This is a genomic window from Allobosea sp. 05T439, assembly GCF_056396005.1.
On record NZ_JBFTKP010000001.1, the window covers coordinates 270,453 to 291,038 of the forward strand.

At 64.8% G+C, this 20,586-nt stretch carries 20 protein-coding genes; 10 read left to right on the forward strand and 10 right to left on the reverse strand.

What is annotated here, in order from left to right; all coding sequences use genetic code 11:
- Positions 1–71: 71 nt before the first annotated feature.
- Entirely contained in the window at positions 72–1,040 is a 969-nt protein-coding gene (locus tag AC1DIO_RS01195; protein ID WP_441487871.1) for a TAXI family TRAP transporter solute-binding subunit, read from the reverse strand.
- Between the two features lie 240 nt (positions 1,041–1,280).
- Between AC1DIO_RS01195 and AC1DIO_RS01200 the strand changes: the two genes are divergently transcribed.
- Positions 1,281–2,900: an OpgD/OpgG family glucan biosynthesis protein gene (locus AC1DIO_RS01200; protein ID WP_476853038.1), complete on the forward strand. Its 1,620-nt coding sequence runs from the start codon at positions 1,281–1,283 to the stop codon at positions 2,898–2,900.
- A gap of 12 nt (positions 2,901–2,912) precedes the next feature.
- On the opposite strand, the gene AC1DIO_RS01205 is transcribed toward AC1DIO_RS01200, so the two are convergent.
- Positions 2,913–3,176: a hypothetical protein gene (locus tag AC1DIO_RS01205; protein WP_476853039.1), complete on the reverse strand. Its 264-nt coding sequence runs from the start codon at positions 3,174–3,176 to the stop codon at positions 2,913–2,915.
- Positions 3,177–3,291: 115 nt separating this feature from the next.
- Here AC1DIO_RS01205 and AC1DIO_RS01210 point away from each other — a divergent pair, with 115 nt between their 5' ends.
- From AC1DIO_RS01210 to AC1DIO_RS01245, 8 genes are all read left to right on the forward strand, one after another.
- On the forward strand, positions 3,292–3,438 hold the full coding sequence (locus AC1DIO_RS01210) for a hypothetical protein (RefSeq protein WP_441504308.1): 147 nt from the start codon (positions 3,292–3,294) through the stop codon (positions 3,436–3,438).
- A gap of 15 nt (positions 3,439–3,453) precedes the next feature.
- Complete coding sequence (gene aztA / locus AC1DIO_RS01215; protein WP_476775344.1) at positions 3,454–4,188, forward strand: zinc ABC transporter ATP-binding protein AztA; 735 nt, start codon at positions 3,454–3,456, stop codon at positions 4,186–4,188.
- Positions 4,189–4,212: 24 nt separating this feature from the next.
- The gene (locus tag AC1DIO_RS01220) at positions 4,213–5,088 is read left to right on the forward strand and encodes a metal ABC transporter permease (RefSeq protein WP_476853040.1); all 876 of its coding nucleotides are present in this window, start codon (positions 4,213–4,215) and stop codon (positions 5,086–5,088) included.
- 37 nt (positions 5,089–5,125) lie between these two features.
- On the forward strand, positions 5,126–6,067 hold the full coding sequence (locus AC1DIO_RS01225) for a metal ABC transporter substrate-binding protein (protein ID WP_441504306.1): 942 nt from the start codon (positions 5,126–5,128) through the stop codon (positions 6,065–6,067).
- A gap of 42 nt (positions 6,068–6,109) precedes the next feature.
- Complete coding sequence (locus AC1DIO_RS01230; protein WP_476853041.1) at positions 6,110–7,072, forward strand: CobW family GTP-binding protein; 963 nt, start codon at positions 6,110–6,112, stop codon at positions 7,070–7,072.
- 14 nt (positions 7,073–7,086) lie between these two features.
- On the forward strand, positions 7,087–8,094 hold the full coding sequence (locus AC1DIO_RS01235; RefSeq protein ID WP_476832212.1) for a WD40 repeat domain-containing protein: 1,008 nt from the start codon (positions 7,087–7,089) through the stop codon (positions 8,092–8,094).
- A gap of 3 nt (positions 8,095–8,097) precedes the next feature.
- Positions 8,098–8,382 carry a hypothetical protein gene (locus AC1DIO_RS01240; RefSeq protein ID WP_441487865.1) on the forward strand — a complete coding sequence of 95 codons (285 nt, stop codon included), beginning with the start codon at positions 8,098–8,100 and terminating at the stop codon, positions 8,380–8,382.
- A gap of 84 nt (positions 8,383–8,466) precedes the next feature.
- Positions 8,467–8,895, forward strand: coding sequence for a GNAT family acetyltransferase (locus AC1DIO_RS01245; RefSeq protein WP_476824609.1), 429 nt, complete (start codon positions 8,467–8,469; stop codon positions 8,893–8,895).
- 19 nt (positions 8,896–8,914) lie between these two features.
- On the opposite strand, the gene mutT is transcribed toward AC1DIO_RS01245, so the two are convergent.
- From mutT to AC1DIO_RS01265, 4 genes are all read right to left on the reverse strand, one after another.
- Positions 8,915–9,319, reverse strand: a complete 405-nt coding sequence (mutT, locus tag AC1DIO_RS01250; RefSeq protein ID WP_069879059.1) for an 8-oxo-dGTP diphosphatase MutT — start codon at positions 9,317–9,319, stop codon at positions 8,915–8,917.
- A gap of 172 nt (positions 9,320–9,491) precedes the next feature.
- Positions 9,492–10,418, reverse strand: coding sequence for a DMT family transporter (locus tag AC1DIO_RS01255; RefSeq protein ID WP_476832214.1), 927 nt, complete (start codon positions 10,416–10,418; stop codon positions 9,492–9,494).
- Entirely contained in the window at positions 10,399–11,649 is a 1,251-nt protein-coding gene (argJ, locus tag AC1DIO_RS01260) for a bifunctional glutamate N-acetyltransferase/amino-acid acetyltransferase ArgJ (protein WP_441487862.1), read from the reverse strand. Before argJ ends, AC1DIO_RS01255 begins: the two co-directional genes overlap by 20 nt.
- 170 nt (positions 11,650–11,819) lie before the next feature.
- Entirely contained in the window at positions 11,820–12,680 is an 861-nt protein-coding gene (locus AC1DIO_RS01265; RefSeq protein ID WP_441487861.1) for a peptidylprolyl isomerase, read from the reverse strand.
- 350 nt (positions 12,681–13,030) lie between these two features.
- On the opposite strand from AC1DIO_RS01265, the gene secA reads away from it, so the two are divergent.
- Entirely contained in the window at positions 13,031–15,808 is a 2,778-nt protein-coding gene (secA, locus tag AC1DIO_RS01270; protein WP_476832215.1) for a preprotein translocase subunit SecA, read from the forward strand.
- An 87-nt stretch (positions 15,809–15,895) separates the two neighbouring features.
- Here secA and AC1DIO_RS01275 read toward each other — a convergent pair whose 3' ends face one another.
- The 4 genes from AC1DIO_RS01275 to AC1DIO_RS01290 all read right to left on the reverse strand — a co-directional run bounded on the left by AC1DIO_RS01275 (position 15,896) and on the right by AC1DIO_RS01290 (position 20,464).
- Entirely contained in the window at positions 15,896–16,819 is a 924-nt protein-coding gene (locus AC1DIO_RS01275) for a TorF family putative porin (RefSeq protein WP_476853042.1), read from the reverse strand.
- A 226-nt stretch (positions 16,820–17,045) separates the two neighbouring features.
- A complete protein-coding gene (locus AC1DIO_RS01280) occupies positions 17,046–18,476 on the reverse strand; it encodes a L,D-transpeptidase family protein (protein ID WP_476853043.1) in 1,431 nt (476 codons plus the stop codon).
- Positions 18,477–18,644: 168 nt separating this feature from the next.
- Positions 18,645–19,598, reverse strand: coding sequence for an acetyl-CoA carboxylase carboxyltransferase subunit alpha (locus AC1DIO_RS01285; protein WP_441504299.1), 954 nt, complete (start codon positions 19,596–19,598; stop codon positions 18,645–18,647).
- A 98-nt stretch (positions 19,599–19,696) separates the two neighbouring features.
- The gene (locus AC1DIO_RS01290; protein ID WP_441488330.1) at positions 19,697–20,464 is read right to left on the reverse strand and encodes a class I SAM-dependent methyltransferase; all 768 of its coding nucleotides are present in this window, start codon (positions 20,462–20,464) and stop codon (positions 19,697–19,699) included.
- Positions 20,465–20,586 lie beyond the last annotated feature (122 nt).

A 20,586-nucleotide genomic window follows, 5' to 3' on the forward strand; every position in this document is an offset into this window, starting at 1 on the left:
CAATGGCGTGCGCATGCGCCGGCGCCGCCTGCCCGAAGGCCAGCGCCGGGAGAGTTAAATGCGAGAGCTGATCAGGACCCGACCTTGAGGCCCTTTTCCTTCAGATAGCGCGCCGCGCCCGGATGCAGCGGCACCGGCATGCCCTCGAGCGCGCTCTCGAGCTTGATCGCCTTGCCGGCCGAGTGCGCTGCGCCAAGTTCCCCGAGATTATCGAAGATATTCTTCGTCATCTGGTAGACGAGCTCCTCCTTCACCCCCTCATGAGTGACGAGGTAGTTCACCACTGCCGCCGTGTTCACCGCGGCCGCCTGGCCGCCATAGGTGTTGGCGGGAATGGTCGCGCTGACGAAAGGCGCTCCGGCCTTGTCGATGACCGCCTTCGGCACTTCGACGACGACGATCTCGACCGAGGATGCGAGATCGCGGATGGAGGCCACGCCGAGGCCCGCCGACTGAAGCGTCGCGTCGAGCTGGCGGTTCTTCATCAGCTCGACCGATTCGGCGAAGGGCAGATACTCGATCTTGCCAAGGTCCTTGTAGGCCAGGCCTGCCGCCGCGAGGATCGCGCGCGCATTCAGCTCGGTGCCGGATTTCGGGGCTCCCACCGAAAGCCGCTTGCCCTTGAGATCGGCGAGCGTCTTGATGCCGCTTTCCTTGGACGCGACGATCTGCACGAAATTCGGATAGATCGCGGTGATGCCGCGCAATTTCTTCAGAGGGCTCTTGAAGCCGGCATCTTCATCGCCCTTCCAGGCCGCATCGAGGGAATCGCCGAGCGTGAAGGCGAGTTCGCCACGCCCCTGCTGCAGGAGCACGAGGTTCTCGACTGATGCCTTGGTCGCCTGCACCGTCGGGCGGGTGCCCGGAATCTTCTCGCCGTAGATCTTCGAGAGGGCAACGCCCATCGGATAATAGACGCCGGAGGTGCCTCCGGTCAGCACGTTGACGAACTCTTGCGCGCGAGCGCCCGCAGGAGCAGCGGCGATCAGCAAGGCGGTAGCGATACCGGCCAGAGACCGGCCGCGAAACAGCGTCTTCATGGATCCTCCCAGAACCTTAGTTCCCAGCACGAGCGGCCGGGCTTTAACCCTTGTAGAACGGCCCGTTGAGACAAGGAAAGCCCAGGAAATGCATTGCCGGGGCAGCTCCGCCGCGCGCCCGTGACGCTTTCGCCATTTTTCCGGTGCATCCGGCAGGCTCCCGAGCCTGGTTGCCCTTGCCCTTTGGACAGGTTAGCCCGGACAATATTCCCTCAGAAGCGTTCCGAGATCCGTCCAACCATGCAAGCCCGCACGAAATCGCCTTCCCTGGACCGCCGCACGCTGCTCGCCGGCGCAAGCGCCACGGCGGCGCTCGCCGCGCTCGGCTTCGCACCGGCAGCCCTGGCGCAGCAGGGGCTGAAGCTCGGCGAGGCTGAGGCGTTCAGCTTCGAAGGGCTGAAGGCGCGCGCCCGCGACCTCGCGAACAAGCCTTATGCGCCGCCCCCGCCGCCGCGCGCCGATATCCTGGAGCGGATCGATTACGACGCCCATGGCAAGATCAAATTCAAGCCGGAGATGGCCTTGTGGGCGAACGGTCCCTCGCCCTGGCCGGTGACCTTCTTCCATCTCGGCCGCTACTTCCAGAAGCCGGTGCGCATGCATGTCCTGGACAGCGGCAAGGCGCGCGAGATCGTCTATGACGAGAGCTATTTCGAGATGCCGGCGGATTCACCGGCGCGCCAATTGCCGGCGGGAGCGGGTTTCGCGGGTTTCCGCTTCCAGGAGAGCCGCTCCGGACATCCCGGCCGCAAGGGCGAGAAGCTCGACTGGCAGAAGAATGACTGGGTCGCCTTCCTCGGCGCCTCCTATTTCCGCGCCATCGGCGAACTCTATCAATATGGCCTGTCTGCCCGCGGCCTTGCCATCGATCCGGCCGTCGGCGGCAAGCCTGAAGAGTTTCCGGATTTCACCCATATCTGGCTGGAGACGCCGCAGGCCTCGGCCGAGTACGTCGTTGTCTATGCCCTGCTCTCCGGCCCCAGCGTCGCCGGCGCCTATCGCTTCCGGATGCATAGAGGCAAGGGCGTCGACATGGAGATCGAGAAGGCGATCTTCCTGCGCAATGACGTCGCCCGGCTCGGCATCGCGCCCCTGACCTCGATGTACTGGTATTCGGAGACCGCGAAATCGACCGCCGTCGACTGGCGCCCCGAAGTGCATGATTCCGACGGCCTCGCGCTCTGGACCGGCTCCGGAGAGCGCGCCTGGCGCCCCCTCAACAACCCCAGCCGCACCACAGCCTCGTCCTTCGTCGACAACAATCCGCGCGGTTTCGGCCTGATGCAGCGCGACCGCGAGGTCGGTCATTATCTCGACGGCGTCTTCTACGAGCGCCGCCCCAGCCTCTGGATCGAGACGATCGGCCAATGGGGCAAAGGCGCCGTTCAGCTCATCGAGATCCCGACCGACGACGAGATTCACGACAATATCGTCGCGATGTGGGTGCCCGAGGGTCCCGCCAAGGCCGGGGCCGCCTACGAGTTCCACTACAAGCTGCATTGGCTCGCGGACGAGCCCTTCCCCTCGCCGCTCGGCCGCGTCGTCGCGACACGGCTCGGCAATGGCGGCCAGCCCGGGACCACCCGGCCGAAGGGCGTGCGCAAATTCATGGTCGAGTTCAAAGGCCCGGTGCTGGAGAACATTCCCTTCGGCGTGAAGCCCGAGGTCGTGCTCTCGGCCTCGCGCGGCGCGTTCTCCTATGTCTTCGCCGAGGCCGTGCCGAACGACGTGCCCGGCCATTGGCGCGCGCAATTCGACCTGACGGTCGAGGGAGCGGATCCGGTCGAGATGCGCTGCTTCCTGCGCKGCGGCGACACCGTCCTGACCGAAACCTGGCTGTACCAGTATCTGCCGTTCTGAGCGGGAACTGGTTCAGCCCTCCATCTGGCGTTTGCGCACCCGCTCCACTGACACGAACAGGGTATTGGCGGCGCCGGGCTCGACGTTGAACACGTCGAAACTCGGCGCATCCGGATGATCGGCCGGCATGTGCAGCGCCGCGGCCCCCTTGCGGCCGGCAAAGGCCATGATGCGGAAACTCAGCCCGTCAGGCAGGCCGATCTCGATCGCATCGGCCGGAATTTCCGTGACGACGCMGTCACGGACGGCTCTGAAGGTCACTCGCTCACCACTCACGCGCGCGCTCCGGTTCTGCTGCCATTGACCATGGTGGATAACGCCACGGCCGGAAGCCGACAACAATCGCGATCTCGCTTGCTCCGGAGATCGCGTAACATTATATCATTCAGCCATGAGCCATTCGCACCGCCCCGCAGCCGCTGCCCTCTCGGAAGATCCGGGCTGGTCGCTGCTGCGCCTTTCGGCGGCGGGTCGGCTCGGGCTCGCGCTCGGCATCATCGCCTTGCTCTGGCTTGCCACATTTGCAGTCATCTCCTGACGAAAGCTGCCCTTCGTGCCCGCCATTCGCCTCGATGACCTCACGCTCGGGTATGACCGTCACCCGGCGGTTCATCACCTCTCCGGCGAAATCGCCGCCGGAAGCCTGACTGCGATCGTCGGACCGAATGGCGCCGGAAAATCGACGCTGCTGAAGGCCATTGCCGGTGCCTTGACCCCGCTCGACGGGCACCTGACTCTCGCCCGCGGCAAGCGCCTCGCCTATCTCCCGCAATCGGCGGAGCTCGATCGTTCCTTCCCAATCCATGTCTACGATCTCGTTGCCATGGGGCTGTGGGGCAAGGCCGGCATCTTCGGCCGCATCGGCTTTGGAGCGAGGACCAGGATCGAGGAAGCGATCGCCGCCGTCGGCCTGACCGGCTTCGAGCGCCGCCCCATCGGCAATCTCTCCGGCGGCCAGATGCAGCGCGCGCTCTTCGCCCGCCTGCTGCTGCAGGACGCCGATATCATTCTGCTCGACGAACCCTTCACCGCCATCGATGCTCGGACCACGGCCGATCTGCTCGCCTTGGTTCAACGCTGGCATGGCGAGGCGCGCACCGTGGTTGCCGTCCTCCACGATATCGAGACGGTGAAACGCGCCTTCCCCGAGACGCTGCTGCTGGCCCGGGAGGCTGTCGCCTGGGGCGCGACCAACGACGTCCTGACGCCTGAAAACCAGCTCAAGGCCCGGCGCATGGTCGAGGCTTTCGACAGCCATGCGCCCGCCTGCGACCGCGACGCGGCCTGAACCTTCCGCAAACCTGGCACGCCGATGCTCCACGATATTTTCATCGGCCCCTTCGCCGAATTCGACTTCATGCGCCGGGCCCTTGTCGGCGTCTTCGCGCTCGCCGTCTCCGGCGCGCCGATCGGCGTCTTCCTGATGCTGCGACGCATGAGCCTGACCGGCGACGCCATGGCACATGCGATCCTGCCCGGCGCTGCCATCGGCTATCTCGTCGCCGGGTTCTCGCTGCCAGCCATGACGATTGGCGGCCTCGTCGCCGGCTTTGCCGTCGCGCTGGCGGCCGGCGCGGTCGCCCGGCTGACCGTGATGAAGGAGGATGCCTCGCTTGCCGCCTTCTACCTGATCTCACTGGCGCTCGGCGTCACCATCGTCTCGCTGCGCGGCTCGGCGGTCGACCTTTTCCATGTCCTGTTCGGCAATGTGCTGGCGCTGGATGACGATGTGCTGGTGCTGCTTTCGAGTGTCGCGACACTGACCCTGGTCACGCTGGCCTTGGCCTATCGCCCTCTCGTGCTCGAATGCGTCGATCCGGGCTTCCTGCGCTCGGTCAGCCGCTCCGGCGGTGTCGTGCATCTCACCTTCCTTGGCCTCGTCGTGCTCAATCTGGTCGCCGGTTTCCATGCGCTCGGCACCCTGCTTGCGGTCGGCCTGATGATGCTGCCTGCTGCCGCAGCGCGCTTCTGGACAGCCGACATCACGCGACTGATCCTGCTCGCCTCCGGTTTCGGTATCCTGTCCGGCTATGCCGGGCTGGTTGTCTCATACTCGGCCGGCAGCAATCTTCCCGCGGGCCCAGCCGTCATCCTGTCCGCCGGCGCACTCTATCTCGGCTCACTCCTGTTCKGCACGCAGGKCGGGCTCGCACGCCGGCTCTTGCCTCGGTCCCATCTCCAACGTTAGTAATGTTATAGTGTTTCATTATTCGCTGGAAAGCCGCATGTTGAATCGTCGTTGCCTCATCGCCGGGCTCACCGCGGGACTGGCCCTCTCGGCCGCGCCGCTGATCGCGCGTGCCCAGGAGAAACTGCCGGTCGTTGCGAGCTTCTCGATCCTTGGCGACTTCGCCAGGGAGATCGGCGGCGAACGCGTCGCGGTGACGATTCTCGTCGGCCCTGATGGCGATGCGCATGTCTATTCGCCGACGCCGGCCGATGCGAAGAGCGTGGCGGCGGCGAAGCTGGTCCTGATCAACGGGCTCAAATTCGAAGGCTGGTTGTCCCGGCTGATCAAGTCCTCCGGCACGAGCGCAACCGTCGTGACGGCGACGCGGGCAATCTCTCCCCTGAAGCTGCAGGACGACGATCATGACCACGGCAAGTCGGGCGGCCATGATCATGCGGGCGGGGACGACCCTCATGCCTGGCAGAGCGTCGTCAACGCCAGGCTCTATGTCGCGAATATCCGCGATGCGCTGAGCGCGGCCGACCCTGCCGGCAAGGTGGCTTACGAGGCCAATGCCGCGGCCTATCTCGGCAAGCTCGATGGACTTCAAGGCGAGATCCAGGCTGCCGTAGCCCGCATCCCGGTCGACCGACGCAAGGCCATCACGTCGCACGATGCCTTTGGTTATTTCGTCAGGGCCTATGGCATTGAATTCGTGGCGCCACAGGGTGTTTCGACCGAGGCTGAAGCCTCGGCCAGGGACGTGGCGCGCATCATTCGCCAGGTTAAGGCGCAGAAAATTCCGGCGGTCTTCCTCGAGAATATCACCAATCCCCGGTTGATCGAGCAGATCGCGCGCGAAACCGGAGCCAAGATCGGCGGCCGGCTCTACTCCGATGCACTCTCGACCGCATCCGGCCCTGCCGGGACTTACATCGAGATGATGCGACACAATATAAGGCAGATCGAAAAGGCGCTCGGCACAGGCGCAGCGTAAGCTGCGCTGACGAGCGGCACTCGGCAGCAATCAGGTCGTCCCATGTCTGAAAAGATCCCCGTTACCGTGCTCACCGGCTATCTCGGAGCCGGCAAGACCACGCTCCTCAACCGCATCCTCACCGAAGACCACGGCAAGAAGTTCGCCGTGATCGTCAACGAGTTCGGCGAGGCCGGCATCGATGGCGACCTCGTCGTCGGCGCCGACGAGGAAGTCTTCGAGATGAACAACGGTTGCATCTGCTGCACCGTCCGCGGCGACCTGATCCGCATCCTCGACGGGCTGATGAAGCGCAAGGGCAAGTTCGACGCGATCATCGTCGAGACCACCGGCCTCGCCGACCCGGCCCCCGTCGCACAGACCTTCTTCGTCGACCAGGATGTCGGCGATGCGACCAAGCTCGACGCCGTCGTCACCGTGACCGACGCCAAATGGCTGAAGGACCGCCTGAAGGATGCTCCCGAGGCGAAGAACCAGATCGCCTTTGCCGACGTCATCATTCTCAACAAGACCGATCTGGTCACGGCCGAGGAACTGGCCGGGGTCGAGGCGGCGATCCGCGCGATCAACCCCTATGCCAAGCTGCACAAGGCGACCCGCTGCGACGTCGCGATCGACAAGCTGCTCGACCGCAACGCCTTCGATCTCGATCGGATTCTCKACATCGAGCCCGATTTTCTCGAGTCCGGCCATCACCATCATCATTCCGATGATGTGCGCTCGATGTCGTTCACGATCCCCGGCGATGTCGATCCCGACAAGTTCATGCCGTGGATCAACGACATCTCTCAGGCGCAGGGTCCCAACATCCTGCGTTCCAAGGGCATCCTGTCCTTCAAGAACGAGCCGCGCCGCTTCGTTTTCCAGGGCGTGCACATGATTCTCGACGGCGATCTGCAGCGTGACTGGAAGGCAGACGAGAAGCGTGAATCGCGTCTCGTCTTCATCGGCCGCGATCTCGACGAGAACGAGTTGCGCAAGGGGTTTATGGCCTGCGCGGCGTGAGCTAAAGCCACGCCATGGACACGCAGACAAAACCCGTTTCGCTCCGCGAGCATGTCGTCCCGGTCACGGCCGGCGAGCATGTCGTCTCGGCTTCATGGCTCAAGCAGACGCTGGTGTTTGCGCTCGCCGACGGGCGCGTGCTGCGCTGGCATGACGGTGAGGCCGAGAGCATTGACGCCCATGCTGGCGGTATCCTCTCCGCCTGCTCCGATGGCGAGCGCCTGATCAGCGGCGGCGATGACGGACGTGTCGTCGCCACGGCGGCCGAGGGTGAGCCGGTCGAGATCTACCGTGATCCCAAGCGGCGCTGGATCGATGCCGTGACGTTCTCAGGCTCGGGTGCCATCGCCTGGAACACCGGAAAGACCGTCCATGCCCGCGACGACAAGGGCAAGCTCCGGTCCTTCGACTTCGCCTCGACACCGCAGGGCCTCGTCTTTGCACCTAAGGGGTACAGGCTCGCCGTCGCGCAGATGAACGGCGTCTCGCTCTGGTATCCGAACACCGAAGCGAAGCCTGAATTCCTGGAATGGAAGGGGTCGCATCTCGACGTGACCTGGTCCGCCGACGGCCGCTTCGTCGTCTCGTCGATGCAGGAGAACGCGCTGCACGGCTGGCGCCTCGGCGACAAGCCGACGCATATGCGCATGACAGGCTATCCGGCAAAGCCACGCTCGCTGTCCTGGTCGCATGACGGGCTCTGGCTCGCCTCCAGCGGCGCGGATGCGGCCATCATCTGGCCCTTCCAGGGCGAAGGCCCGACGGGCAAGGCCCCGCGCGAGTGCGGCGCGCGCCATGCCAAGGTCACCCGCGTCGCCTTCCACCCCAAGGCGCTCGTGCTGGCCGTCGGCTATGACGATGGCTGCATCCTGCTGGTCCGGCTGACCGATGCCTCCGAGCTGCTGGTGCGCCCTCCGCTCAAGGCCAGCGGTATCACGGCCTTCGCCTGGGACAAGCTTGGCAAGCGCCTCGCCTTCGGCGCCGAGGATGGTGCGGCCGGCATCCTGACCCTGCCGACCTGAGCGATGCGCTTCGGCCTCTTCGGCAAGGACCCTGCGGGCAAGGCCGTCGCTTCGGAAGCGGCCACCCGGATCAAGGCCGAGACCCGGGACCTCCTCGGCCTGCCGGAGCGGGCCGCGATCGCCGTCAACGAGATCCTCTGTGCAGACCCCGCCTGCCCCGGCACCGAGACGGTGATCCTGGTGATGAACCCCGGTGAGAAGACCAGGGCCTACAAGGCGCAGATGCCAATGGCGGAGCTGACGCGGGAGGCCTTGATCGTGACGTTGGAATTGGTCGCGGATCGCTAAAGCATCGGCCCGAAAAGTGGATTGCGGTTTTCCGGAAAGCCGATGCAGACACGAGAGCCAAGTGCCTGAACCGAGGGGTAGCGCGTGACGGACTCACTCTTGATCCGCGATATCGGCGATGATGACGTCGAACAGGTCAGCTCTCTCTGGCGCGCCGCCGGCATCGCGCGCCCCTGGAACGACCCTGAAACCGATATCGCCTTTGCTCGCCGTGATTCGCACTCGACCGTCCTGGTCGCAGTGCTGGACGGCACGATCGTCGCAACGGTGATGGTCGGCGAGGATGGACATCGCGGCTGGGTCTACTACGTCGCGGCTGATCCGGAGCATCAGGGCCAGGGCCTTGGCCGCCGCATCATGGACGCGGCCGAGCACTGGCTCGCCGAACGTGGGGTGTGGAAGCTGAACCTGCTCGTCCGCGGCGACAACGCCAGGGTCAAGCAGTTCTACGAGCACCTGGGCTATACCGACACGCAGTCGACCTGTTTCCAGAAGGTCCTCTCCCGGGCCTGACGCGGCCTCGAACAGCCCGTCACGCCCCCAAGAGATCGATCAGGTGCGGGATCAGCGGCTCGTCGGCCGGCGGCATGGCGAGATCCCGCAGCTTGCCGGGCCGCACCCATTTCAGCGCCTGACCTTCTGCGGAGACGACCGCACCTTCCCAACGCCGGCAGATATAGAGCGGCATCAGCAGGTGGAATTCCGGATAGGCGTAGCTCGCGAAGGTCAGGGGCGCCAGGCAGTCCTCTTTCACGCTGATGCCGAGTTCCTCAGACAGCTCGCGGATCAGCGCCGGCTCCGGCCGCTCCCCCGCTTCGAGCTTGCCGCCGGGGAATTCCCACAGTCCGGCAAGCGACTTGCCCTCCGGACGCTGCGTGACGAGAACGCGGTTGTCGGTATCGATCAGTGCACAGGCAACAACGAGAAGCAGTTTCACGAAGGCTCAGGTCCCGGAGAGGAGGCGATGGCTCACGCTCCTTACCGTCAACGGTGGCCGCGTCATAGGCCGAACCGTCTGTTCCGGTGAGCGCATCCGCCTCGCGGCCGGATCTCCTTCGCGAGGACGCTCGGCCCCGAGGAGCAAGGCAAGCGCCGCCCCCGGGTGCGGCTCAGGCCTCCCTCACCCGTCGTGCCGTCGAGACCAGAAACACCCCGACGAGGATGATGCAGCCCCCGACGAGCTGCCGCAGCTCCAGTGTTTCACCAAGGATGAGCACACCCATGACGGTCGCGACGGTGGGAACGAGATAGCCGGTCATCGCCGCCCGCGTCGGCCCCGCCGCACGGATCAGCTTCATGAAGATCGCCATCGGGACCGCCGTCGAGGCGACTCCGAGCGCTAGCATGACAGGCAGGTGATTCTGGATCGGAAGCAGTCCGGCGGGCCCGATGAAGACGAGTGTCAGCCCAAGCGCGACAATCCCGGAGACGACCTGCTGGCCGAGCGCGAGGCGCGCGGGATTTCCGGCTGGGGCAGGCACGGCACGGACATAGAGATTCCCGGCAGCATAGGCCAGCATCACACCGACCATGGCGGCGACGCCATAGGCAGTCGCGCCGCCTGCGACCAGGCGGGGGCCGATCAGGATCGCGACGCCGACCATCCCGAGCAGGACGCCAAGGACACGGCGGCCGGAAAGCCGCTCCTCCGCAAAGAGAAAATGCGCGAAGATCGCGGTCACCAGCGGACCGGCGGCCTGGATCATCGCCGCAGGCCCGCTGGCGAGCTGCGTCAGCGCATAGGCGACGAGCACATTCGGCACCCAGCCATTGGTGGTGCCGAGCACGAGCCAGTGCCGGAGTTCATGCCGCCGGGGCAATGGGCTCTGCCCGAGAAAGCTCACCCAAAGGGCCAGCGCTGTCGCCCCGAGCAGACCGCGCCCCGCCGCGACGGCCAGCGGCGGCACCTCGCCGCTCATCAGCTTGATGAACAGGAAGCTGCAGCCCCAGAAGAACGAGCAGAGGAACAGATTGCCGACGATGAAGCTCCGGCTGGGTTCAGCCGGAGCGGTCGCCTCAGGAGCGATAATCGCCATTGATCTCGACATAGGCCTTGGTGAGATCGCAGGTCCAGACGGTGGACTTGCCCCGGCCCAGCCCGAGATCGGCCGTGATGACGATGTCGTCGCCCTTCATGTAGTCGGAGACGGCGGTCTCGTCATAGGACGGCGCACGGGCGCCCTGCTTCGCGACCGTGATGTCGCCGAAGGAGATGTCGAGCCTGTCGCGATCGGCCGGCTCGCCGGCCTTGCCGACGGCCATGACGACGCGGCCCCAATTGGCGTCCTCGCCGGCGATCGCCGTCTTGACCAGCGGCGAATTCGCGATCGAGAGCGCAACGCGCTTGGCAGAGCGCGCGGAGGTGGCACCGGTGACCCGCACCTCGACGAATTTCCGCGCACCTTCGCCGTCCTTGCAGACGAGATGGGACAGCTCGAGAAGCAATGCATTGAGCGCACGCTTGAAGCCGGAGAGGCGTGCATCATTGACCTCGGTGATCTCCGGCACGCCGCGCGCCGCCGCCTTCCCCGTGGCGAACAGCATCAGCGTGTCGGAGGTCGAGGTGTCGCTGTCGACCGTGACGGCATTGAATGAACCCTTGACGCCCTTGGAAAGCAGCGCCTGCAACACCGGCGCGGCAATCGGCGCGTCGGTGAAGACGAAGGAGAGCATCGTCGCCATGTCGGGCGCGATCATGCCGGCGCCCTTGGCAATGCCGGCGATGACCACCTCATGCCCGTCGATCTTCGCCTTACGCGAGAGCGCCTTGGGGAAGGTGTCGGTGGTCATGATCGCCTTGGCCGCATCGATCCACGGGCCGTCCGCCGCGCGGGAGGCGCAGTCCTTCAGGACGCCCTCGAACTTCGTCGCATCCAGCGGCTCGCCGATCACGCCTGTGGAGGCGATGAAAACCTCCTGCGGCTTGCAGCCGGCCGCCTTGGCGGCGATCTCGGCGGTCAGCTTGACGGAATCGCGGCCCTTGAGGCCGGTAAAGGCATTGGCGTTGCCGGAATTGACGACGATCGCCCGCGCCTTGCCTTGCGCCAGGTTCTCACGGCACCAGTCGACCGGCGCGGAGGGGCATTTCGAGCGGGTGAAGACACCGGCGGCCTGCGTACCCTCGTCGAGCAGCATGAAGACCACATCTGTCCGCCCCTTGTAGCGAATGCCCGCTTCGGCGGTGGCAAAACGCACGCCCGGCACGGCCGGGACCTTGGGCTGGCGTTTCGGCGCGAGCGGGGAAACGGGAACATCCTTGCCAGCCATCGAAGCATCTCCTGAAACGAGGCGTCCGATGTGCCGCAGCAGCGGACGGAAGACAAGAGTTGGAAATGCAGAGCCCAAACGCATGATGCCMGGGTTTGCCCCGGGCATCATGTCGCAATTCTCCCTGAAATTACCGGGCCAGGCCCGGGAACGGAGCAACGATCAGCCGCTCAGGGCTTCTTCGGCTCGGCCGGCTTGTCCGCGGGCTTCTCGGCTGGCTTGTCCAGCCGCTCGACCTTGGCCTTCTCGCGCATCGCCAGCACGATGTCCTGCTGGGCCTTGCGCTCGAGATACTGGTCGATCTGCGGCTTGACATCCTCGAACTTGGGCAGCGGCTTGGAGCGCTTGTCCTCGACCTTGATGACATGCCACCCAAACTGGCTCTGCACCGGCTCCGAGATCTGTCCCTTCTCGAGCTTGAAGGCAGCCTCCGAGAACTGCGGAACCATGCGCTCCTTCGTGAACCAGCCGAGATCGCCGCCTTCCTTGCCCGAACCAGGATCCTTGGAGAGCTCGGCTGCGACCTTGGCGAAATCCTCGCCCTTCTTCACCCGTGCCGCAGCGTCCTTGGCCTTGGCTTCATCCTCGACCAGGATGTGGCGCGCATGCACCTCTTCCTCGGGCGCCATGGCCTTGACGGTATCTTCGAAGAGCTTCTTCGCCGCTTCCGGCGTCGCAGCCTTCTTGGCCTCGCGCGTCAGATACTCGTCGAGCAGCACCTTCTCGCGGTAATAGGCGAGGCGCGACGCGAAATCCGGCCCTTCCGCGATCTTGGCTGCTACGGCAGCCTTGGCCCCAAGCTTGAGGTCGACGAGGTAGTTGATCACCTCGTCGCGCTTGCGGTCTTCGGGGAGCTGCGCGAGGCGTTCGCCCAGATCTTCGCTGGCAAGCGTCATGTCGCGCTCGGTGATCGCGATTCCGTCGACCTTGGCCACGACCTTGTCCGCCTGAGCGAAGGCCGGCAGGGCAAGCATCGGTGCGCCGGCCAATGCAAGCCCAAGCGGCAGCATGGCGAAACGGGACAATTTCATCGGGACGGCCTTTCGCTGATGTCCAGAATAATGCTGGCGCTCCACTGCCAGTTGAACACGGCGAAGGCAAGGCGATTGAGCCACTTAGAGGTTGCCTGAAGATTGCTTTTCGGTAATCCGCAGGCGCTTTTTACATCCCCGCCACCGATCCCCTTGGCACCTGCGGTGCAAAACCCCACATCCCGGCGAGCGATGCCTCACGATCAGCGCGCCGGCTCCGGCAAAAGCGACGCTGGACCCCGCACCCGCACGCGTCTAAACACGCGGTCGAATTGAGATAATCCGGCTTCCGTCGGCGCAGGATGATGACCATGCGCCGCCGCGAGCCAGGCACCGAAAGAAGGCCAGACATGCTTGGCGCGCTCGCAAAGAAACTCTTCGGCTCGTCGAATGACCGGCGCGTCAAGGGCTATGCCCCTCGCGTCGCCGCGATCAATGCCCTCGAAAAGGAAGTCGCCGCCCTCAGCGATGAGGCGCTGCAGGCCCGTACTCAGGAATTCCGCCAGCAATTGGCGAACGGCGCCAAGCTCGACGATCTGCTCGTGCCGGCCTTCGCAACCGTGCGCGAAGCTGCCAAGCGCGTGCTCGGCCAGCGGCCCTACGATGTCCAGCTCATCGGCGGTATCGTGCTGCACGAGGGTGCGATCTCGGAAATGAAGACCGGCGAAGGCAAGACGCTGGTCGCGACGCTGCCGACCTATCTCAACGCGCTTGAAGGCAAGGGCGTCCATGTCGTCACGGTCAACGACTACCTAGCCCGCCGCGACGCCGAATGGATGGGCAAGCTCTACAACTTCCTCGGCCTGACCACCGGCATCATCGTCCACGGCATCGATGACGACGAGCGCCAGCGCGCCTATGCCAGCGACATCACCTACGGCACCAACAACGAATTCGGCTTCGACTATCTGCGCGACAACATGAAATACGACGTCGCGCAGATGTCGCAGCGCGGCCACCATTTCGCGATCGTCGACGAGGTCGATTCGATCCTGGTCGACGAAGCCCGCACGCCGCTGATCATTTCCGGCCCGCTCGACGACAAGTCCGATCTTTATGTCATGATCGACAAGCTCATCCCCTCGCTGGTCAAGACCGATTTCGAAGTCGATGAGAAGCAGCGCGCCGTCTCCCTGACCGAGGCCGGCAACGAGCATATCGAGGAGCTGCTGCGCCAGGCCGATCTGCTCAAGGAAGGCGATCTCTACGACGCGGCCAACGTCACGCTGGTCCATCACGTCAACCAGGCCCTGCGCGCCCACTCGCTGTTCACCCGCGACAAGGATTACATCGTCCGCAACGACGAAGTCGTGATCATCGATGAGTTCACCGGCCGCATGATGCCCGGCAGGCGCTACTCCGAGGGCCTGCACCAGGCCCTGGAGGCCAAGGAGCACGTCACGGTCCAGCCCGAGAACGCGACGCTCGCCTCCATCACCTTCCAGAACTATTTCCGGCTCTATTCTAAGCTCGCCGGCATGACCGGTACGGCCTCGACCGAAGCTGACGAGTTCTTCCAGATCTACAAGCTGGAAGTGCTCGAGATCCCGACCAACGTCCCCGTCGCGCGCCTCGACGAGGATGACGAGGTCTATCGCACCTTCGAGGAAAAGGTCCGTGGCGTTATCCGCGAAATCAAGGCCTCGCAGGACAATGGCCAGCCCATGCTGGTCGGCACCACGTCGATCGAGCGCTCCGAGCTCGTCGCCGAAATGCTGAGCAAGGAAGGCTTCAAGCAGATCGATTTCAGCGCTCCGAACGCTTTGGAGCCGATCTATGAGGCCGCCCGCCAGGGCAAGCCATCCAAGTATTTCGCCGTGCTGAACGCCCGCTTCCACGAGCAGGAAGCCTATATCGTCGCCCAGGCTGGCGCCCCAGGGGCGATCACCATCGCCACCAACATGGCCGGCCGTGGCACTGACATCCAGCTCGGCGGCAATGCCGAGATGCGGATCCAGCACGATCTGCGCGACATGCCCGAAGGGCCCGAGCGTGACGAGAAGGCCAAGGCGATCCGCGCCGAGGTCGCCGACTTCAAGCAGCGCGTGCTCAAGGCTGGCGGACTCTACATCGTCGGTACCGAGCGCCATGAGAGCCGGCGCATCGACAACCAGCTCCGTGGCCGTGCCGGCCGCCAGGGCGACCCGGGCCGCTCGAAATTCTTCCTGTCGCTGCAGGACGATCTGATGCGGATCTTCGGCTCCGACCGCATGGACGGAATGCTGCAGAAGCTCGGCCTCAAGGAGGACGAGGCCATCGTCCATCCCTGGATCAACAAGGCCGTCGAGAAGGCGCAGGGCAAGGTCGAGGCGCGCAACTTCGACATCCGCAAGAACATCCTGAAATACGACGACGTCATGAACGACCAACGCAAGGTCGTCTTCGAGCAGCGCCGCGATTTCATGCGCCAGGCGAGCGTGCGCGAGACCATCGACGACATGCGCCACGGCGTCGTCGAGGACGTCGTAACCCGCCGCATCCCCGAAGAGGCCTATGCAGAGCAGTGGGATGCTGCTGGCCTGCGCGAAGACGTCCATAACTTCCTCAATCTCGATTTGCCGATCGAGGACTGGGCCAAGGAGGAAGGCATCGCCGACGCGGAACTCCGCGAACGCATCCGCACCCAGGCCGACCTGGCCTATGCCGAGCGCATCGCCCGCAACACCGAAGAGGTCATGACCTATGTCGAGAAGCAGGTGCTGCTGCAGACGCTCGACCATCTCTGGCGCGAGCATCTCGTCACGCTCGACCATCTCCGCCAGGTTGTCGGCTGGCGCGGCTATGCCCAGCGCGACCCGCTGAACGAGTACAAGCAGGAAGCCTTCGAGCTCTTCGACGGGTTGATCGGCCATCTGCGCGAGCAGGTCACCGGCAACCTGATGCGCATCGAGGTCCGCTTCGATCAGCCGGAGGATGGCATCCTGCCACCCCAGGATACCCTGCCTGCTCCCGCCTTCGGCGATTACGGCGGCAGCGGCCTGCAATATGCCGCAGTCGAAGAGGGCGAGGTCGCGGTTGTGGACCGTGACCCGACCGATCCATCGAGCTGGGGCAAGGTCGGCCGCAACGAGCCCTGCCCGTGCGGCTCCGGCAAGAAGTTCAAGCACTGCCACGGGCAGTTCGCCTGACACCCCGGTGGCCTCAAGCTTCGGAATATGAAAAAGGGCCGCTCTCACGAGCGGCCCTCTTCGTTTGTCCTGCATGATCGCGCGGCGTCACTTCGGCGCGAAGACCCCGACGCTGCTGGCCGTGATGTCGAAGGAGAGCGTCCCGACTACGGTCGGGTTGCACCAGTTCGAGCTATAGCCGCCTCCCGCGTTGCCTCGGGTGATCCCGCGCGGATCGGAGGTCAGCAGGAAGCAGTTGGCCTTGGACAGGTTGGTGTCGTGATAGCGCAGATCGGCGGTCAGGTTCTTGTAGGTGTAGGACAGGCCGGCATTCCAGTAATTGTAGTCKGGCAGCCGGATCGGCGTCGGGAACGCGATGTTGGTACTGGTGGTGCCGAGCCAGTAGCGGCCGAACTCGCCAGAGACCGAGAGACCATCGAGGAAGGGCAGATTGTACTTGGCCGTCAGCGAAGCGTAGGTGCCCGTTGCGCCCGTGCCGAGCCAGTCCCAGGCATAGAAGACATTGGCGCCGAGCGTGGCCTTGTCCTCCCAGTTATAGGAGACCTTGCCGGCAAGCTCGGTGAAATCGGTATTGCGCGGCGTCCAGATCACGCCGAGCCCGTCGATGAAGCGCTTCTCATTCGGATAATAATATTGGATCACGCCCAGGTCGAAGGTGACCGGGCCGAATTTCGGACGGATACCGCCATAGAAGTCGATCTCGGCGGGCGGGCTGGTCGCGAGATCGACATTGGCACCGAAGACGCCGAGATAGAACAGGTTGTCATAGAACTGCAGCTCCACCGAGCCTTGGGCGCCGGGCTTGCGGTCCGTCTGCGAGATGCCGCGGAAAACGTAGTCGGTCACGCCMTTGATGCTGACCGCAGCATCGATCCAGGTGATGCTCGGCGGAACCGGTGCCGGCGGCGGACCCTTCTTGCTTGGCAGGTCGGATGCCTGGGCCGCACCAGCAAACATGGCGAGCGACAGCGCCGCGCCAGTCGCCGGAAGACGTATCAGATCGAGAACCATCAGTAGCTCCGTCAAAAGACAGAAACCGCGCGCGAATTGCCGCGTTTCTGCCCCAATCAGGCCGATGGAACCGGATTCTCAGCAAGACGAGCTTTTTGGCATCCTGCACAGGAAAATCGCAGAAGCCGCCCRTCGGGCGGCATCTGCGCTGTCAAAATGAGCTTCTGCGAGGAAGTCAGGATCTGGTGATATTTTTGTCACGCATCGAATGCGTGACAAAGGAGACTCAACGGGTCGCGGACTGGCTCGAATAGGCAGCGTTCGACTGGTCGAGTTGCGTCGTGCGCAGCGTGTCTGCCCGACGCGGCGGCAGCGGCGTGCGCACATTGGTCGGCTTCGCCGGGACCACGGAAGCGACTGGCGCGGCCACAGGCGCCTCCACAGGCTGCGCCGAGCCTCCGATCAAGGGCACGAAGCTCAGCGCACGCTGATAGAAGGGGCGGTTATCAGCGACGGTGCCCACGGCAGGGGCCGCCGGCACCGCGCTGGCAACGACTGGCACCTGCTGGGCAGCACCCGGCAGGACCTTGGCCACCTGGGTCGCGGCGACGGCCGCGGCCGGCGCAGCGGCGGGCTTGACCACCACAGCGGGAGCAGCAGCCGGCGTCGCCGCCACTTCGGCCGGCGCGGAGGCGACAGCCGCAAGCACGGCCTCATTGTCCGCCGAAGCCGCACGCACGGTCGCCTTGGTCCGTCCCTTGTCGTCCAGCACGACGACGCGCGGGCCAACGGTCAGCGCGTCCGGGCGGCTGATGCCGACATCCCGCGAAGCCCAGGATGCCGACCTGTTCAGCGAATCGGAACCGCCCGCGACGAGAGCCTGCTTGAAGGAGTTATGCTGGTCGCCGTCATCATAGATCAGCTTCACCGCCGGTGTGCCCTTGGCCACCAGCGCCGCAACCTGGACGTCATCCTGCTGGCGCTTCTGCGCCACGGCCGCGCCGAGATTGCCACCGTTGAAGACATAGCGGCCGCCGCTGACGCCGACGCTCGGCTCATCCTTGGCGACCTCKAAATAGTCCGAGCCTTCCTTCAGGTTCTTCCAGAAGGCGATATTGGGGTCGAGCCGGTGCTTGGCGAGGTTTTCCGGCGTCATCCGGAAGGGGAAGGCCTGCATCTGCACGGCCTTCTGGCCGGCGCCCTGTGCTTCGCGCACCAGCGCATAGATCTCGCCGATCTGATCGTCGGTCATCGAATAGCAGCCCGCCGAGGAGCAGGCGCCATGAACCATCAAATGCGCACCGGTGCGCCCATGGGACCGGTCATAGGCATTGGGATAGCCCATGTTGAATGAGACATAATAGGACGAATTCGGGTTCATCTGCCCCGGGGAGATGGCATAGAAGCCCTCCGGCGCCATGCGATCGCCTTCGCGGACCTTCGGACCGAGCTGGCCGGACCAGCGGCACATCGGGAAGGTCTTCAGCAACTCGTAGCGGCCATCGCCCTTGCGCTTCCAGACCTCGAGCTCCGACTCCTTCTTGTAGGAGCGGATCAGGATCGGCTGATCCTTGCTCATGCCCTTCTCGGACATCAGCGCATAGGTCGCCGATGGGATCGGGATGTTATGGCGCGCAGAGCCGCGATACCGCTCCTCTTCGCAGGCGCCCAGGGTCAAAGCAACGAGCGCCACGAGGGCGATGTGTCTTGCTGCCACGTCGTCGATCCCATTGATCAAGCGGTCGTCGCCGACCTTCTATGCTCAAGACGGCAAAATCGTGCCGCTCATCATGGTTGTGAAGCGTTAGGCTTGACCGTTCCTTACCACAAGGGGGTCAGATCTGGCCATACGGTAAAGGAAGCGTAAACAGCGGGATTGCGAAGCTCAAAGGCTGCGGCCGATCGCGAGGAATTTCTCCTCGCGCTGGGCGACGACCTGCTCGGCCGAGAGGCCCGCGAGATCGGACAGGGCAGCTGCGATCGCATCGCCAGCGCGCGAAATCGCCATCTCGGGATCGCGATGCGCCCCTCCGGTGGGCTCGCTGACGATCCGGTCGATAATGCCGAACTTCAGCAGGTCCTGCGCCGTGATCTTCATGCCGGTCGCGGCGTCCTGCGCGCGCGCCGTATCGCGCCAGAGAATCGAGGCAGCGCCCTCCGGCGAGATCACCGAATAGATCGCATGTTCCATCATCATCACGCGGCTCGCGGCAGCGATGGCGATGGCGCCGCCTGATCCGCCCTCGCCGATCACCAGCGCGACGCTCGGGCTGCGCAGACCGAGCCATGCCTCGGTCGAGCGCGCAATCGCTTCCGCCTGCCCGCGCTCCTCGGCCTCGATCCCCGGATAGGCACCGGCGGTGTCGACGAAGCTCAGAACCGGCAGGCCGAAACGGTCGGCAAGCTCGGCCAGACGAACAGCCTTGCGATAGCCCTCGGGCTTCGGCATGCCGAAATTGTGCCGGATGCGGGTCTCGGTGCTGTTGCCCTTCTCCTGCCCCATCACGCAGACCGGCTGGCCGCGGAAGCGCCCGAAACCGCCGACGATCGCCTCGTCCTCGCCGAAGGCGCGGTCGCCCGCAAGCGGCGTGAATTCGGTGATCAGCGCCGCACAGTAATCGATGAAATGCGGTCGCTGCGGATGCCGGGCGACCAGCGTCTTCTGCCAGGGCGTCAGGGCGCCATAGAGGTCCTTGAGCGCCTGGTTTGCCTTGGCATCGAGCTTTCCGATTTCCTCGGACAGAGAATAGCCGTCCCCCTTTGCATCCAGGGCACGCAATTCATCCGCCTTCGCCTCAAGCTCGGCGACCGGTTTCTCGAAATCAAGATAGCTACGCATTGTGATCCAGTTCTGGGGCGGGGCCGTCGATCCGCAGGGGGAGACGGAAGACCGGGGCCCGAAAAGCGGCGGACCTTGGCCGTGCCACGCTGTGATTGTCAACCCGCCGGGCGCTTGTCCGGCGTTTCGCCCAATCGTGGCGTCGGGGTGGGCTGGGGCAGCAGGACGGGACGAAAGGCAAAACTGCGCCGCGTCGCACGCAGCGGCGCCCGGCGATAGAACTGCTTGGTCGCATCGATGACATGGACGCCAGCGAAGGGCAGCGACAGCCCCGAGCCAACCCGCTCCCAGGCTGGGGCGGAGCGCATGAACAGCTTGCGTTTGAGCGGGGGCACATAGAGCGCCTCGGCCCAGTTCTCCGGAGCGAAAGTCGCGCCGCGCATCAGCGATTCGAGCTGTGAGCGGCTGAACGGGCGGCCGTGACCGAAGGGCGTTCCGTCCATCCGGGCCCAGAGCCCACGGCGATTGGGCGCGACGACGAGCATGCGGCCACCGGGACTGAGCACGCGCGCCACCTCGTCGAGCAGGTCGTCGGGGCTCTCTGTCTCCTCAAGAGCATGAACCAGCACGACCCTATCGACCGAGGCTGTCGGCAAGGGCAGCAGCGTCGGCTCGACCAAGGCCGAGGCCGAGAGACCTTCCGACGGCCAGTTCACCACGCCTTGCGCCGCCGGCATGAAGGCGAGCACGCGCTCGGCATTGGCGCCAAGCACCGTCAGGTAGGGGGTGCAGAAACCCAGGCCGAGCAGGCGCTGGCGTCCGCAATCCGGCCAGAAACGCAGCATCGCCCGGCCGATGAAGCGCCGGGCGACATGGCCGAGGGGACTGGCATAGAAGGCGCGAAGGTCGACGACGTCGAGAGCCATGAACATGAAATGGACCGGCGGTGGCGCCGACGCAAGGGCACCGGGTTCTGCTCGGGCAGCACACGGCCATGCTTGATCGCGTGCCGGTCATGCCCCAATTCATGATGCGCTGATCGCCTCCC